We start from the raw sequence: 13,928 nt of genomic DNA, 5'->3' as shown, positions 1-13,928 counted from the left end.
TGCCTTTCTGCGTCAGAGTGAAAAGCCGGTTCTGCTGAACCGGCTTTTGACCTGTCACATCGGTGGTTGCCCTCGCACAGCACGCGCGATCATGGCGACCACAAACAGCACGAGGAAAATAACGAACAGAATTTGTGCGATTGATGACGCCGCGCCAGCAATTCCAGAGAATCCGAGCGCCGCAGCCACAAGTGCAACGATCAGAAAAGTAAGTGCCCAACCTAACATGGTGTATCCTTTCATTCAGCGTCGCATAGGCGACCATTACAAATCCAACGATCTGCCGCGCCCACGGTTCCGTTTGCCCGTAAACAAGTCAGCATGACTGACCCGAGTTCTTTCTGTTTTTCAGGTTTCTCACTGATACAAAAATCCTGCTGCATTGTTTGGTTCGCATTTGCCAGAAGTGAAACTGCGCCGCTTGCGCCTTTTTTCATGCGGGCACTTTGAGGCTAATGTTTGCCGCCAAGACACAAGATACCCGATGAATGATTGGAGGGCGTTGCAGTCTTTGAGTAGCGCGGAATCAAGGCCGAAGGCCGCCGCGACTCAAAGGGCCGCCCCCACGGCACGGCGATTTGGCTGCCCCCAGCGCAAAGATCTGATCTCTCAGGGGCTTGGCCAGCATAAAGCGCTATAGAGTAAGCCTTGGATCGCCGCACCGCGGCCCGACGCTACGCGGCTTTGCACCCGGCTTTGCTATGTCCGCAGAGTCCCGCATAGCCGCCTCTCGTGAAAGCATCGGATCGGACGCGGGAACCATTCGTCAGGTGGCGAACACTACCCACAAACCGCTTTTGTGCACCTGACCAAAACGGACGAAAACAAAAACGCCTATAGAAAAAGGGGCCGAAAAATTTCCGGCCCCTCGTTATTCGTAGTGCTGTGGCAGCAGCTTACATCATGCCGCCCATGCCACCCATGCCGCCCATATCGGGCATGCCGCCGCCTGCGCCGCCCTGGCCCTTCGGCTCTGGCTTGTCGGCGATCATGGCTTCGGTGGTGATCAGCAGACCAGCAACCGACGATGCGTCCTGAAGTGCTGTGCGCACAACTTTGGCTGGGTCGATCACGCCGAACTTGAACATGTCGCCATATTCTTCGGTCTGAGCATTGAAGCCGAACGACTTGTCGTTGCTTTCGCGGATCTTGCCCGCCACAACGGACCCGTCAACACCAGCATTCTCTGCGATCTGACGCAGCGGCGCTTCCAGTGCCTTGCGCACGATCGAGATACCAACCGTCTGGTCGTTGTTCTCGCCGGTCAGACCTTCAAGCGCTTTGCCAGCCTGGATCAGCGCCACACCACCACCGACAACGATGCCTTCCTGCACCGCTGCGCGGGTTGCGTTCAGCGCGTCATCAACGCGGTCCTTACGCTCTTTAACTTCGACTTCCGACATGCCGCCAACGCGGATCACGGCAACACCGCCAGCCAGCTTGGCCAGACGCTCTTGCAGCTTTTCGCGGTCGTAGTCAGAGGTGGTTTCTTCGATCTGCTGACGGATCTGGGAAACGCGTGCTTCGATTTCGGCTTTCTCGCCAGCACCGTCAACAATGGTTGTGTTATCCTTGTTGATCGTCACTTTCTTGGCGCTGCCAAGCATGTCCATCGTCACGCTTTCCAGCTTCATGCCCAGATCTTCGCTGATCACCTGACCGCCGGTCAGAATTGCGATATCCTGCAGCATCGCTTTGCGACGATCGCCGAAGCCCGGTGCCTTGACCGCTGCGATTTTCAGACCGCCGCGCAGTTTGTTGACAACCAGAGTTGCCAGCGCTTCGCCTTCCACATCTTCAGCAATGATCAGCAGTGGCTTTTGCGACTGGATGACCTGCTCCAGCAGCGGAACCATGGGCTGCAACGAGGACAGCTTCTTCTCGTGGATCAGGATGATTGCATCATCCAGTTCCGCAATCATCTTGTCAGGGTTGGTGACAAAATAGGGCGACAGGTAGCCACGGTCGAACTGCATACCTTCGACCACATCGGTTTCTGTGTCCAGACCCTTGTTTTCTTCAACAGTGATCACGCCTTCATTGCCGACTTTCTGCATCGCGTCCGCAATTTGGCGACCGATTTCAGCTTCGCCATTGGCGGAAATGGTGCCGACCTGAGCAACTTCTGCGCTGTCGTTGACAGGGCGTGCAGCAGCCTTGATCGATTCCACGACTTTGGTGGTTGCAAGGTCGATGCCGCGCTTCAGGTCCATCGGGTTCATGCCAGCGGCAACCGATTTCAGACCTTCGCGCACGATTGCCTGAGCCAGAACTGTTGCAGTGGTTGTGCCGTCGCCAGCTTCGTCATTGGTGCGCGAAGCCACTTCCTTGACCATCTGCGCGCCCATGTTCTCGAACTTGTCTTCCAGTTCGATTTCCTTGGCAACCGATACACCGTCCTTGGTGATGCGGGGCGCACCGAAAGATTTGTCGATAACGACATTGCGACCTTTGGGGCCAAGGGTAACCTTTACCGCATCGGCCAGAATATTTACGCCGCGCAACATACGGTCGCGGGCATTGGTGTTGAATTTGACGTCCTTAGCAGCCATCTGGGTGCCTCCTGGGTGTCTGAATTTCTACTTTGCGAAAACGATTCAGGCGATTACGCCAAGAATGTCGCTTTCTTTCATGATCAGCAGCTCTTCGCCGTCGATCGTCACTTCGGTGCCCGACCACTTGCCGAACAGAACCCGATCACCAGCCTTAACAGCCATGTCGATCAACTCGCCCGAATCCTTGCGCGCGCCTTCGCCGGTGGCGATGACTTCGCCCTCTGCGGGCTTTTCCTTGGCGCTGTCGGGAATGATCAGACCGCCCTTGGTTTTTTCTTCGCCCTCAACGCGACGGACGAGTACACGGTCATGCAGCGGTTTGAATGCCATCTGAGAACGCTCCTTTGGTTCCAGGTTGAAAATTTGTTGGCACTCGCCCTGGTCGAGTGCTAACGGCGCAGAGATAGGGATAGCAACCTGAGCTGTCAACATCATTGTGCCGAAAAAAACGCTGCCCCGGCCACAGAAATTTCACCTTGCTTGCATGGCGTGACAAGCATTTGCCGCAGGGCTATAAGCAGCGCAGAAACTGCCCCGGCAGTTACCATAACAACACACGGAATTGCAGCGATGATCAAAGTTTTCGGCCATTACTCTCCCGACACCGACTCGACCGGCTCCCCCCTGATCTGGGCGTGGTATCTGACTCATATCAGCGGCACCCCAGCCGAGGCCGTGCTGTTGGGGGAACCCAACACCGAAGCGAAATTCGTGCTAGAGCATTGGGGCTTCGATCAGCCGGAGATCCTGCAAGACCTTGCGCCCGGCACGCCTGTCGTGATCGTGGACACAAACAATCCCGACGAATTGCCCAAGGGTATTAACGACGCCGATATTCAGGGCATTATTGACCATCACAAGCTGGTCGGCGGGCTGGAAACAAAAGGCCCGATCGACATTACCATCCGTCCGCTGGCCTGCACCGCGACCATCATGTATGACTTGATTGGCAAGCATATGGCGCAGGCCCCACGCGGGGTGAAGGGGATGATGCTGTCATGCATCCTGTCCGATACGCTGGAATTCCGCTCTCCCACCACCACCCAGACCGACCGCGCTGTGGCCCATGCATTGGCAGAGGAACTGGGCGTCGATATCGGCGAGTTGGCCGCGCAAATGTTTGCTGCGAAATCTGATGTATCGGCCTTTTCAGATGCCGAATTGCTGAAGATGGATGCCAAGAAATACAAGGTTGGCGACAAGACTTTCCGCATCTCGGTGCTGGAGACCACTGCCCCCGATCAGATCCTGTCGCGCAAGGATGCGCTGGTTGCGGCCATGCCCGGCGTCGCCGCAGAAGATGGCGCGGATGAGGTCATGTTGTTTGTCATCGACATTCTGAACGAGGAAGCCACGCTTCTGGTGCCCAATGATCTGCTGCGCAAGGTCGCCGAGAAGTCCTTCAACGTGACTGTTACGGGTGACACAGTCGTGCTGCCCGGCGTCATGAGCCGCAAGAAACAGATCATCCCGGTCTTGACGCAGTGACCCGGATCATCTCGGACTTCGCCGAAATCTCGACCAATTACAATCTGGCGCTGGTCGATCTGTGGGGCTGCGTTCACAATGGGGAACGGGTCTACCCCGCCGCCGAAGCCGCACTTCAAGCATTCCGCAAAGCGGGGGGCTGCGTTGTTCTGGTGACAAACTCGCCCCGCCCCACTGCCGGGGTTCAGGCGCAACTGGATGCGATGGGCCTGTCACATGACGCCTATGATGGCATCGCCACTTCAGGTGATGCGGCGCAGGCGGGGATGCTGATGGGCGCTGTCGGGCGGCGTGTCTGGCATCTTGGCCCCGAGAAAGACGACAGCTTTTTCACCACCTTGCCAGACTGGGCGAAGGACCAGCCAGAAATCGAGCGCGTGTCATTTGATGACGCAGAGGGCATTGTCTGCACGGGCCTGTTCGACGAATGGACCGAAACCCCCGAAGAGTATCGCGGCCGATTTCTGTCGGCCAAGGCGCGCGGCTTGAAACTGCTTTGCGCCAATCCCGATATCATTGTCGATTACGGGGACAAGCGCATCTATTGTGCGGGCGCGCTGGCGCAGCTTTATGACCAGATGGGGGGCGAAAGTTTTTATTTTGGCAAACCACACCCGCCGATTTATGATCTGGCGCGCCGTATCGCGACCAGCAAGGGCGTAAAGTTTTCCGAGGATCGCGCAATAGCGATTGGTGACGGGATTGGCACAGACATCAAAGGCGGTCTAGTTGAGGGGATTGATACCCTGTTCATCACGGGCGGGCTGGCGGCGGCTGAGTTCGGTCCGGATGTGGAAAACCCGGACTCGAAGCTGCTGCAAGACTGGACTGCAACACAAGAGATAGTGCCGACATTTGCCATCGGTCGATTGCGCTGACCCCTTGTTTCACCCCAAGGCATTGCCCCATCCTGCACAAGCAGGGTGGGGTTTTTCAGTACGAAAATGCAGCAGGTGCGACATGATTGCGCGCAACATAATTACATCATTTTTACATCTTTTGCACGATTATTACCCAAGGTGGTTGCACGAAAGGCAATGATCGGCTATTGCTGCACTGCAACAACGAACTGGATTCGGGTTTCAGAAGGGTTTGAGCAATGTTGGACAACGGCATGAATGACAATCTTCCCCGGGGCACCATCTGCATCGAGGATCTAGAAATCGGTATGTCGCGCTACCTGCGCAAGGAAATCACCAACCGCGATATCGAGTTATTCGCCGAAGTCTCAACCGACCGGAACCCAGTGCATCTGGATGACGATTACGCCCAAGACACCATTTTCGAAGGACGTATCGCGCATGGAATGCTGACAGCGGGCCTGATCTCGGCAGTGATTGGCGAACAGCTTCCGGGTCACGGCACGATTTATATGGGCCAGACGCTGAAATTCATGGCCCCCGTGCGCCCCGGTGATGTGGTGCTGGCCGAAGTGACCGTGCTGACCATCGATTATGCAAAACGACGCGTCACACTTGAATGTCGTTGCACGGTGGGGGATATGACAGTCCTGAAAGGCGAAGCCACAGTGCTGGCACCAAGCCGCAAATTCGACTAAAGGCGGGGCGTATTGCCCCACAGGGGGCAAATGCAGATTTTTCACCATTGGCGCGACCCTGCCCCAACTGACAAGGGGGCCTCTGTCGCCTTGGGCAATTTCGACGGGGTCCATCGTGGGCACCAGCGCGTCATCGACCTTGCGCGCCTGCCCGATGCGCCACTTGGGATCATCTGCTTTGAACCGCACCCCCGCGAATTCTTTACCCCCGATGCGCCCCCCTTCCGGCTGATGAGTGCAGAAACCCGCGCGAATCGACTCGCGCGGCTGGGTGTCCAGCACTTGTACCAGTTGCCATTCGGGCGCGAGCTTTCCAGCCTCTCTGCTGATGAATTTGCCCGTGATGTCCTGTCACAGGGGCTTGGGGTCCGCCATGTCGTGGTGGGTGCGGATTTCTGTTTTGGCAAGGGCCGTCAAGGCACCGCTGGCGACCTGGAACGCCTCGGCCGCGATTTGGGGTTCAAGGTCACCATCGCGCCGCTGCTGGCCGAGGGGGACCGCGTTTTTTCGTCAACGGCCATTCGCCGAGCCATCACCGATGGGCGCCCGCGTGACGCCGCTGATATGCTGGGCCATTGGCACCGGATCGACGGCGAAGTGCTGCATGGCGAAAAACGCGGGCGAGAATTGGGATACCCGACCGCAAACATGTCAATCACCGGCCTGCACCCCCCGCGTTTCGGGGTCTATGCTGTGCTAGTCGATGTGCCGGATCAAGGGCAGTTCCACGGCGTCGCCTCGATCGGGGTCCGGCCCATGTTCGGAGAGAACCTGCCCAATCTTGAAAGTCATCTTTTCGACTTCAAGGGTGATCTTTATGGTCACCACCTGTCAGTGGCCCTCATTGCACATTTGCGCGACGAGATGCGGTTTGACAGCCTGGACGGGCTGATTACCCAGATGGACGCAGACAGCGCGCAGGCGCGTGCCATACTGGATGCGCTATAGCGCCCTGTCAGGTGCCGTGCATTTCCTTGATCGATGTCAGGCGAATATCGGGGTAATCGCGGGCCACGCGGTCAATATCCCATTGCAGCCGCGTCATGAACACCGGGTCGCCATCACTGTCAGTGGCCATATGCTGTTTGTTGGCGGCAGTGAATTTTTCAACCGCCAGCTTGTCACCGGCCACCCAGCGCGCCGAGGTGAATTGTGTCGGCTCGAACCGAACCGGCAGTCCATATTCCAGTTCAATCCGGCTGGCCAGCACCTCGTATTGCAACTGCCCGACAACCCCCACGATAAAGCCTGACCCGAAAACCGGCTTGAATACCTTGGCGGCCCCTTCTTCGGCGAATTGGGTCAGCGCCTTGTCCAGATGCTTGGCCTTCATCGGGTCGCCTGCGCGGCAGGCTTGCAGCAGTTCCGGCGCAAAACTGGGGATACCGGTGAAGCGCAGCGCCTCGCCTTCGGTCAGCGCATCGCCGATGCGCAATTGTCCGTGGTTGGGAATGCCGATGATATCACCCGCCCAGGCCTCTTCCGCCAGTTCGCGGTCGGCTGCCAGAAACAGCACCGGACTTGCGATGCTCATCTGCTTTTTCGACCGCACATGCAGCAGTTTCATTCCGCGCTCAAAATGGCCCGAGGCAAGACGCACAAAGGCCACGCGGTCGCGATGCTTGGGGTCCATATTGGCCTGCACCTTGAACACAAAGCCTGTGACCTTGTCTTCTTCTGGCGCGATCTGGCGATTTTCGGCCTTCTGAATCTGCGGTTGCGGCGCATAGGCGGCGATGCCGTCCATCAATTCCTTCACGCCGAATGAATTGATCGCTGACCCGAACCAGATCGGGGTCAGATGCCCTTCAAGCACGGATTTCGGGTCAAGCGGTGGCAGCAATTCGCGCGCCATCTCGACCTCTTCGCGCAGTTGCGCCAGCAAATCGGCAGGGATATGCGCTTCCATTGCCGGGTCATCCAACCCGTCCAGCACAATGGTTTCACCCACTTTGTTGCGGTCGGCGCGGTCCATCAGTTCCAGCCGGTTGCGCAGCAGATCATAACACCCTATGAACTCGGCCCCGCGCCCGATGGGCCAGCTTGCAGGGGTTACGTCAATCGCAAGGTTTTGTTGAATTTCATCAATAATATCGAAGGTTTCGCGGCTTTCACGATCCATCTTGTTGCAAAAGGTCAAGATTGGCAGGTCGCGCAACCGGCACACCTCAAACAATTTTCGGGTCTGCGATTCCACGCCCTTGGCCCCGTCAATGACCATCACCGCCGCATCAACAGCAGTTAAGGTGCGGTAGGTATCTTCAGAGAAATCAGAGTGGCCCGGCGTATCCACCAGGTTGAACCGATAGGTTCCGAAATCGAAAGACATGGCCGAAGCCGAGACCGAGATGCCACGGTCCTTTTCCATCTGCATGAAATCCGAGCGCGTGCGCCGCGCCTCACCCTTGGCGCGCACCTGCCCGGCCATCTGGATGGCCCCACCAAAGAGCAGGAATTTTTCAGTCAAAGTCGTCTTTCCCGCATCCGGATGCGAGATGATGGCAAAGGTGCGCCGCCGCGCAATTTCGGGCGGCAATTCGGGGCGGTTTTGTGCGTGATCCAACATGCTGCGCGTATAGGTTAGCGCGCAAAATTCGGCAAGACATACAATGCCAAAGGAAAATTCTCACAAAATCATGAAGTGAACCCCTGTGTTTGGACGGGTTCAATGCTGCGCGGATTTTCTAGGCCTTGGTATAGCGCACCAACGGTTGTGGGTTTTAAAACTGCCGGTCGATGGCGCGCTTAGGATACATCACGGAAGAAAGGTATCACCATGACAGGTTTCTATGTGACTTTACCCACGCTGGCGCTTGCCGCGTTTGCAACAACATCAATCGCGCAGGATGCCCCAGCGGGCGCAGGGGCAACGGGGTGCGATGTCGGCAGCTTCTCGGCAGTGGTTTCAGAAAGGACTGGCGAAGTGTTGTACTGGACAAATTCAACTTGCCCGGCAACAAGCGGCCCCTCTGACAGCCCCGCAAGCGATGATGCTCCCGCGGGCCTTGATATGGGTGACCGCAATGGTAGTGGCTCCGAGGGTGGCTCAAACGGCAGCCCCAGTGTTGAGGAAGGGGGATCCCCCGCCTGAGAATACTGATATGCCCGCAACGATAGGCATTGTGTATTTGCGGTACAGAATGCCCATCGCGGCCCTTACAGCTATGCCCTGTTCCGCATCCAACACAAACTGCCGTCAGGAGTTTTTATAGTCATCCATGCGGGACAAATCTGCCGTTCAGGTGCTCTTAACTGCGCGGAGCAAAGGCCGAAGGCCGCCGCGCATCGCCGGGCCGCACCCACGGCACGGCGATTTGGCTACCACCAGCGCAAAGATCTGATCTTTCGCGGATTTGGCCAGGATAAAGCGCTACAGATTCAACCGCGTATCGCCGCGCCGCGGCCCGACGCTACGCTACGCTACGCTACGTTGCGCTAACGTCGACCGTCCACAACGCCCTCCAAGCAGTCTTCGGGTATCTTGTGTCAGGTGCCGAACACTAGGTTGCACAATCGCGGCAGAACGGGGTGGCAGGCAACAGGTTCAGGCGTTCTTCGCTGATGTCATTGCCGCATTTCACGCAAAAGCCATACTCCCCGGCGTCGATGCGCTTCAATGCGGCATCCAGCATCAGAATTTCCCTTTGCGCCGCATTGCCCAGCGCTTCGAGGGTTTCATCCTCTTCATGTTCGACCGCATTATCTTCCCAATCCGGGCTGCCATGGGTGGCAAGCTCCTGATCGACATGGCTGATCCGCGCAATCAATTCCAGTTTGCGTTCTTTTATCTGGGCAGTGCGTGCGGCGATGTCGGTCATGATTGGCCTCTTGCTGTGTGATGGGTCGATATTCAGCCAGTTTCGCCCCCCTGTCATTGATCCGCATCAAATGCCTCTTTTCTGGCGCGTCGGTGCAGGCTATGACAACGCCATGTTGAAAACCCGCATCATCCCCTGCCTTGATGTCGCCGATGGCCGCGTGGTCAAAGGCGTGAATTTCGTAGACCTGCGCGACGCCGGCGACCCGGTGGAGGCGGCGAAAGCCTATGACGCCGCTGGCGCAGACGAATTGTGCTTTCTCGATATTCACGCCACCCATGAAAACCGCGGCACCATGTTCGATCTGGTAACCCGCACGGCGGAAAACTGCTTCATGCCGCTGACTGTTGGCGGCGGGGTGCGCAGCGTTGAGGATGTGCGCGCGTTGTTGCTGGCAGGTGCGGACAAGGTCAGTTTCAATTCCGCCGCCGTGGCCGACCCGGATGTGGTGGCCCGCGCCGCCGACAGGTTTGGCAGCCAGTGCATTGTTGTGGCGATTGATGCCAAAACCGTCAGCCCCGGCAAATGGGAGATTTTCACCCATGGCGGGCGCAAGCCGACGGGCGTTGACGCAGTTGAATTCGCCCGCACGGTTGCCGCCAAAGGCGCGGGCGAGATCCTGCTGACCTCGATGGACCGGGATGGCACGCGCGCGGGTTTCAACCTGCCGCTGACGCGCGCGATTGTCGATGCGGTGAGCATTCCGGTGATCGCCTCTGGCGGTGTGGGGACATTGGATCATCTGGTCGAGGGGGTGACAGTCGCGGGGGCCTCTGCGGTGCTGGCCGCGTCAATCTTTCATTTTGGCGAATACACAATTGGCGAGGCCAAGGCCCATATGGCTGCGGCTGGCATCCCGGTGAGGGTGTCATGAGCGCGCTGGAGCGGCTGGCCTCCACCATTGCGGCACGGCAAGCGGCGGACCCTGACTCAAGCTGGACCGCGAAACTGCTGGCCAAAGGCCCCGAGAAATGCGCCGAGAAATTCGGCGAGGAGGCCATCGAGGCCGTGATCGAGGCCGTGAAGGGCGACAAGGCGCGCCTGACATCCGAGGCGGCAGATGTCGTCTATCATCTGCTGGTCATGTGCGCGGCACGCGGGGTGACACTGGCCGAGATTGAGGCAGAGCTTGCGCGCCGCGAAGGCACCTCTGGCCTGAGCGAGAAGGCCGCGCGCCAGCCCTAAGCGCCCTTGCCCTGCCCCGCGCCTGGGTATATGCCACACATGTTAACTATCTTCGCAGGTATGCCGAATGAATGAATGGCTGCTTTCGCTTGTCGGCACGCCAGAGGGCGCGCGGCTGGCGACTTTTCTGGCGCTGACGGCTGCACTTGCCCATGCTGTCTTTGGCGCACTTCAGAAAGGCGGGCATGACCCGTGGCTCTCGCGCGGGTCCATCGACCTTTCGCTGGTCGTGCTGTCCGCGCCTATTGCGCTGTTCGTCTTTGGCCTGCCGGACCCGCATATGTGGCCCGTGCTGGTGGGTGTGGTGGTCATTCACTTCATTTACAAAATGGCGATGGCGCTGGCCTATGAAAAAGCGGCCTTTACGGTTGTCTACCCGGTGGTGCGCGGCACTGGTCCGCTAATCACTGTCATTGCCGCGATGCTGTTTTTCGGCGAACAATACACCGCGCTTCAATGGTTGGGCGTGGCGTGCCTGTCGGGGGGGATCTTGCTGCTGGCGCTACGCAACCTGTCGGAAGAACAAATTGATTTGCGCGCGCTGAAAGTGGGGCTGGTCTGGGCGCTGGCAGGCGGCGTGATGGTGGCAGTCTACACCACATATGACGCCTGGGCGATCCGGTTATCAGGCGACCCGCTTGGCTTTCTGGCGTGGTTTTTCTTTCTGTCATCAGTGGATTTCATGATTCTGGGCGCGCTGCGTTACCGCAACATGGCCCAACCGCCGCGCCCCCTGCCCCTATTGCTGCGCGGCCTTGCGGGTGCGCTGATCGCCTATATCAGCTTTGGCGCGGTCATGATCGCCACCCTGATCGGCAAAGTGGGCGAAGCGGCAGTCTTGCGCGAAACCTCGACCGTGTTCGCGGCCTTTATCGGCTGGTTCATCCTGAAGGAGCGCGTAGGCCCACGCAAGCTTGCGTTGATGTGCCTGATCGCGCTGGGGGCCGTGATCATGGAATTGGGCCGCGCGTCATAGGCGCGAGGACAGGATACCAGTATTGATGCCGCCCATCCGCAACTCTCCAAACAGGCGCTGATACTCCATCTTGGGGCACAGGTTCTGCACCACGTCCAGGCCCTGCGCCTGCGCAAGGGCAGCAGCATCGGGGTTGGTAACCCCGATCTGCATCCAGATCGTGCGCAGATTGGGCAGATGGGCCAGCGCTTCTTCAACGATTGGAGGCACATATTCGGACCGGCGGAAAATATCGACCATATCCACCTCTGGCGGGCAATCTGCCAGCGTAGCGCGGACGGTTTCGCCAAGCAGGTTTGCGCCAGCATGACCGGGATTGACCGGGATCACCCGAAAGCCCTTCAGCTTCATGTAGCGCGCCACGAAATAGCTTGCGCGCACTGGGTTTGGCGACACACCGACCACTGCGATGGTTTTGGTACGTTGCAGGATTCGTTTAAGGGTCGCGTCATTAGGTTTGGTCATAAGCGCCATGAAAGCGCGGGCAATCGCCCGGCGCAAGATAAAAAACGCCCGGTCTTGATGACCGGGCGCAGGTGCGGAACGAGGGACAGTAACAAAGAAGACGCGGATGTTCCGGTCCTGCGTCACATGTAATAGGTTGGTACGATTGCGCAAAACTTCCAGTGCCAATCGCGCAACTGTGAGAGATGCGACAAAATGCGCATGGGCCGGTAGGGCTTAATGGCCACTGACGCGGGCTTCCGGGTCGTTGTCCAGCTTGATCGGGTGTCCATGCGGTGTCGCCTGCGCTGCGCGGCGCCATGCCAAGGCAAGATCGGCGCGCTGCGCTTCGGTGGTGCCGGTCTTCTGGTCGATCAACCGTTCCAGCGCAACAACCCAGCACTGATAATACATCGCCCCGTCGCGGGTATCCGCGCCCAGCGCGTCGGAAAGCGCCGCTGTCCATTCGGCCCATGTAAACACGCCCTTTTCATGCAAGGCAAAGGTCATGGCAAATGCCTGCGCCTGCCAAGGCGCGGCAAACGGGTGTTCAGGCCGGTTCAAGGTAGCTCTCCCATGCATCGACAGAGATGTGCAGGCCCGGCTCGGCATCATCGCCCCACAGGGCGCGTCCGTCAAACACGACAGTATATAGCCGTTGCGGCGCTTCGCCCTGACCATGCGCATTTGTATCCGGGAAAACGTGGCCCCCGTGATCTGCCTCGATCATCCCCACGGCACCGCGCACATAGCGCGGCAACCTTGTGTGGCCGCGCTTGTGTATGACCTTGGCGCGCACCTTGTCGCCGGGCTGAAAGCGGGGCGCTGTCTGCAGGGGCCGGTCGGTCGGCCCGCCGCGCGCAAGGGCGGGCGCGACAGCGTCAGCGGGCAATCGCCTTGGATGCGCCGCAGCCTCGGCCACCTGCCCCGTTGCCATCTCCTCTGCGCTGATCAAGCCGTGTTTGACCAGCAGCGCTTCCAGCCCCCTGATCCATATCTCGTAATAGCTGGCCCCGTAATAGACAGCCGGCGGCAGGCTTTCACGGGCATGGCGGCTTTCATCCAGTGTCCAGCGCCCCAAGGCACCGACACAAAGCGTCAGCGCCAGCGCGCGGGCTTCCCACCCGGCATGGAAAACCGGGGCGCTCTCGCCTTCTGGATTGATGGCCCCGAACCCCATCTGGCCGCCCAGATCATGCGGGCCGTTCATGACGGCACCTGCGCAAGTCCGGCCCCGATCATGCTGTCGCGCGTGACCAGCCCGGCCAATTCTGCCTGCGACAACCCCTCGCTGCCAGCAGGCCGTTGCGGGATGACCAGATAGCGCAACTCAGCGGTCGAATCCCAGACCCGCACATTCTGGCCTTCGCGCAGGGTGACACCGAATTCCGCCAGCACCGCGCGCGGCTCATACACCGCACGCGACCGGTAAGCGGGCGATTTATACCATGTCGGGGGCAGGCCAAGGACCGGCCACGGGTAACAGGAACACAAGGTGCAGACGACAAGGTTATGCACCGCATCCGTGTTGAAAACGGCTTGCATATGTTCACCCTGACGCCCCGAAAACCCCATCGAGCCAATGGCCGCCGTGGCATCTTGGGCCAGCCAGTCGGCAAAACCCGGTTCCGACCATGCACGCGCGACGACCTGCGCGCCATTTTTCGGGCCTACATCCTCGGAATAAGTCTGGATGATCCGATCCATCGCGGCAGGGTCTACAAGACCCTTGCGCGTCAGAATTGTTTCCAGCGCACGCACGCGGGCGTCGATCGGGTCCAGATGGTTGTCATGTTCACTGTGGTCATGCGGCATGTCGGTTCCCCCTGCGCGAAGGTACTGAATCATTAAGCTTTCGCAAGTGCGATCACACCAGAAGCGCGCCGCACAGGCGGCGCGACACC

At 58.8% G+C, this 13,928-nt stretch carries 17 protein-coding genes; 7 read left to right on the top strand and 10 right to left on the bottom strand.

Features of this window, described 5'->3' with window-relative positions; genetic code table 11:
* Nucleotides 1-54: 54 nt before the first annotated feature.
* From EV660_RS02455 to groES, 4 genes are all read right to left on the bottom strand, one after another.
* Nucleotides 55-228: a DUF1328 domain-containing protein gene (locus tag EV660_RS02455; protein ID WP_071482289.1), complete on the bottom strand. Its 174-nt coding sequence runs from the start codon at nt 226-228 to the stop codon at nt 55-57.
* A gap of 11 nt (nt 229-239) precedes the next feature.
* Nucleotides 240-437: a hypothetical protein gene (locus tag EV660_RS02450; protein WP_100319197.1), complete on the bottom strand. Its 198-nt coding sequence runs from the start codon at nt 435-437 to the stop codon at nt 240-242.
* Between the two features lie 459 nt (nt 438-896).
* Nucleotides 897-2,552, bottom strand: a complete 1,656-nt coding sequence (gene groL, locus EV660_RS02445) for a chaperonin GroEL (protein ID WP_071481543.1) — start codon at nt 2,550-2,552, stop codon at nt 897-899.
* A 45-nt stretch (nt 2,553-2,597) separates the two neighbouring features.
* Complete coding sequence (groES, locus tag EV660_RS02440) at nt 2,598-2,885, bottom strand: co-chaperone GroES (protein ID WP_071481544.1); 288 nt, start codon at nt 2,883-2,885, stop codon at nt 2,598-2,600.
* A gap of 240 nt (nt 2,886-3,125) precedes the next feature.
* Here groES and EV660_RS02435 point away from each other — a divergent pair, with 240 nt between their 5' ends.
* The 4 genes from EV660_RS02435 (at nt 3,126) to EV660_RS02420 (ending at nt 6,549) form a co-directional block, all read left to right on the top strand.
* Nucleotides 3,126-4,043, top strand: coding sequence for a manganese-dependent inorganic pyrophosphatase (locus EV660_RS02435; RefSeq protein WP_071481545.1), 918 nt, complete (start codon nt 3,126-3,128; stop codon nt 4,041-4,043).
* Nucleotides 4,040-4,921, top strand: a complete 882-nt coding sequence (locus EV660_RS02430; protein ID WP_071481546.1) for a TIGR01459 family HAD-type hydrolase — start codon at nt 4,040-4,042, stop codon at nt 4,919-4,921. The genes EV660_RS02435 and EV660_RS02430 overlap by 4 nt, the downstream gene beginning before the upstream one ends.
* 236 nt (nt 4,922-5,157) lie before the next feature.
* On the top strand, nt 5,158-5,601 hold the full coding sequence (locus EV660_RS02425; protein WP_071482290.1) for a MaoC family dehydratase: 444 nt from the start codon (nt 5,158-5,160) through the stop codon (nt 5,599-5,601).
* A gap of 30 nt (nt 5,602-5,631) precedes the next feature.
* Nucleotides 5,632-6,549 carry a bifunctional riboflavin kinase/FAD synthetase gene (locus EV660_RS02420; RefSeq protein ID WP_071481547.1) on the top strand — a complete coding sequence of 306 codons (918 nt, stop codon included), beginning with the start codon at nt 5,632-5,634 and terminating at the stop codon, nt 6,547-6,549.
* Nucleotides 6,550-6,556: 7 nt separating this feature from the next.
* Here the strand turns inward: EV660_RS02420 and EV660_RS02415 are convergent, their stop codons facing one another.
* Both EV660_RS02415 and EV660_RS02410 read right to left on the bottom strand, forming a co-directional pair.
* Nucleotides 6,557-8,167: a peptide chain release factor 3 gene (locus EV660_RS02415; RefSeq protein WP_071481548.1), complete on the bottom strand. Its 1,611-nt coding sequence runs from the start codon at nt 8,165-8,167 to the stop codon at nt 6,557-6,559.
* 934 nt (nt 8,168-9,101) lie between these two features.
* Nucleotides 9,102-9,419 (bottom strand): TraR/DksA family transcriptional regulator, encoded by a 318-nt coding sequence (locus tag EV660_RS02410; RefSeq protein WP_071481550.1) that lies wholly within the window; start codon nt 9,417-9,419, stop codon nt 9,102-9,104.
* A 112-nt stretch (nt 9,420-9,531) separates the two neighbouring features.
* Here EV660_RS02410 and hisF point away from each other — a divergent pair, with 112 nt between their 5' ends.
* From hisF to EV660_RS02395, 3 genes are all read left to right on the top strand, one after another.
* Nucleotides 9,532-10,293: an imidazole glycerol phosphate synthase subunit HisF gene (gene hisF, locus EV660_RS02405; protein ID WP_071482291.1), complete on the top strand. Its 762-nt coding sequence runs from the start codon at nt 9,532-9,534 to the stop codon at nt 10,291-10,293.
* Nucleotides 10,290-10,604 (top strand): phosphoribosyl-ATP diphosphatase, encoded by a 315-nt coding sequence (locus EV660_RS02400; protein ID WP_071481551.1) that lies wholly within the window; start codon nt 10,290-10,292, stop codon nt 10,602-10,604. Before hisF ends, EV660_RS02400 begins: the two co-directional genes overlap by 4 nt.
* 67 nt (nt 10,605-10,671) lie before the next feature.
* Nucleotides 10,672-11,580 (top strand): SMR family transporter, encoded by a 909-nt coding sequence (locus EV660_RS02395; protein WP_071481552.1) that lies wholly within the window; start codon nt 10,672-10,674, stop codon nt 11,578-11,580.
* Here the strand turns inward: EV660_RS02395 and EV660_RS02390 are convergent.
* The 4 genes from EV660_RS02390 to nthA all read right to left on the bottom strand — a co-directional run bounded on the left by EV660_RS02390 (nt 11,575) and on the right by nthA (nt 13,839).
* The gene (locus EV660_RS02390; RefSeq protein ID WP_071482292.1) at nt 11,575-12,045 is read right to left on the bottom strand and encodes a CoA-binding protein; all 471 of its coding nucleotides are present in this window, start codon (nt 12,043-12,045) and stop codon (nt 11,575-11,577) included. The genes EV660_RS02395 and EV660_RS02390 overlap by 6 nt on opposite strands.
* Before the next feature lie 216 nt (nt 12,046-12,261).
* Nucleotides 12,262-12,588, bottom strand: coding sequence for a nitrile hydratase accessory protein (locus EV660_RS02385; RefSeq protein WP_211116205.1), 327 nt, complete (start codon nt 12,586-12,588; stop codon nt 12,262-12,264).
* The gene (gene nthB, locus EV660_RS02380) at nt 12,575-13,234 is read right to left on the bottom strand and encodes a nitrile hydratase subunit beta (protein ID WP_071481554.1); all 660 of its coding nucleotides are present in this window, start codon (nt 13,232-13,234) and stop codon (nt 12,575-12,577) included. The genes EV660_RS02385 and nthB overlap by 14 nt, the downstream gene beginning before the upstream one ends.
* On the bottom strand, nt 13,231-13,839 hold the full coding sequence (gene nthA / locus EV660_RS02375) for a nitrile hydratase subunit alpha (protein ID WP_071482293.1): 609 nt from the start codon (nt 13,837-13,839) through the stop codon (nt 13,231-13,233). The genes nthB and nthA overlap by 4 nt, the downstream gene beginning before the upstream one ends.
* Nucleotides 13,840-13,928: the final 89 nt, after the last annotated feature.

Source organism: Roseinatronobacter bogoriensis DSM 18756 (assembly GCF_004366635.1).
GTDB lineage: Bacteria > Pseudomonadota > Alphaproteobacteria > Rhodobacterales > Rhodobacteraceae > Roseinatronobacter > Roseinatronobacter bogoriensis.
Note: the sequence above shows the minus strand (reverse complement) of the source record. Positions and strands in the feature narration are given on the sequence as shown.

Excerpts from the sequence above, each read along its gene's own strand:
- EV660_RS02455 (WP_071482289.1), bottom strand. The coding sequence starts at position 228 with ATGTTAGGTTGGGCACTTACTTTTCTGATCGTTGCACTTGTGGCTGCG.
- EV660_RS02415 (WP_071481548.1), bottom strand. The coding sequence starts at position 8,167 with ATGTTGGATCACGCACAAAACCGCCCCGAATTGCCGCCCGAAATTGCG.
- nthA (WP_071482293.1), bottom strand. The coding sequence starts at position 13,839 with ATGCCGCATGACCACAGTGAACATGACAACCATCTGGACCCGATCGAC.
- EV660_RS02435 (WP_071481545.1), top strand. The coding sequence starts at position 3,126 with ATGATCAAAGTTTTCGGCCATTACTCTCCCGACACCGACTCGACCGGC.
- EV660_RS02410 (WP_071481550.1), bottom strand. The coding sequence starts at position 9,419 with ATGACCGACATCGCCGCACGCACTGCCCAGATAAAAGAACGCAAACTG.
- groES (WP_071481544.1), bottom strand. The coding sequence starts at position 2,885 with ATGGCATTCAAACCGCTGCATGACCGTGTACTCGTCCGTCGCGTTGAG.
- hisF (WP_071482291.1), top strand. The coding sequence starts at position 9,532 with ATGTTGAAAACCCGCATCATCCCCTGCCTTGATGTCGCCGATGGCCGC.
- EV660_RS02395 (WP_071481552.1), top strand. The coding sequence starts at position 10,672 with ATGAATGAATGGCTGCTTTCGCTTGTCGGCACGCCAGAGGGCGCGCGG.
- EV660_RS02400 (WP_071481551.1), top strand. The coding sequence starts at position 10,290 with ATGAGCGCGCTGGAGCGGCTGGCCTCCACCATTGCGGCACGGCAAGCG.
- EV660_RS02450 (WP_100319197.1), bottom strand. The coding sequence starts at position 437 with ATGAAAAAAGGCGCAAGCGGCGCAGTTTCACTTCTGGCAAATGCGAAC.
- EV660_RS02390 (WP_071482292.1), bottom strand. The coding sequence starts at position 12,045 with ATGACCAAACCTAATGACGCGACCCTTAAACGAATCCTGCAACGTACC.
- EV660_RS02420 (WP_071481547.1), top strand. The coding sequence starts at position 5,632 with ATGCAGATTTTTCACCATTGGCGCGACCCTGCCCCAACTGACAAGGGG.
- EV660_RS02425 (WP_071482290.1), top strand. The coding sequence starts at position 5,158 with ATGAATGACAATCTTCCCCGGGGCACCATCTGCATCGAGGATCTAGAA.
- groL (WP_071481543.1), bottom strand. The coding sequence starts at position 2,552 with ATGGCTGCTAAGGACGTCAAATTCAACACCAATGCCCGCGACCGTATG.
- nthB (WP_071481554.1), bottom strand. The coding sequence starts at position 13,234 with ATGAACGGCCCGCATGATCTGGGCGGCCAGATGGGGTTCGGGGCCATC.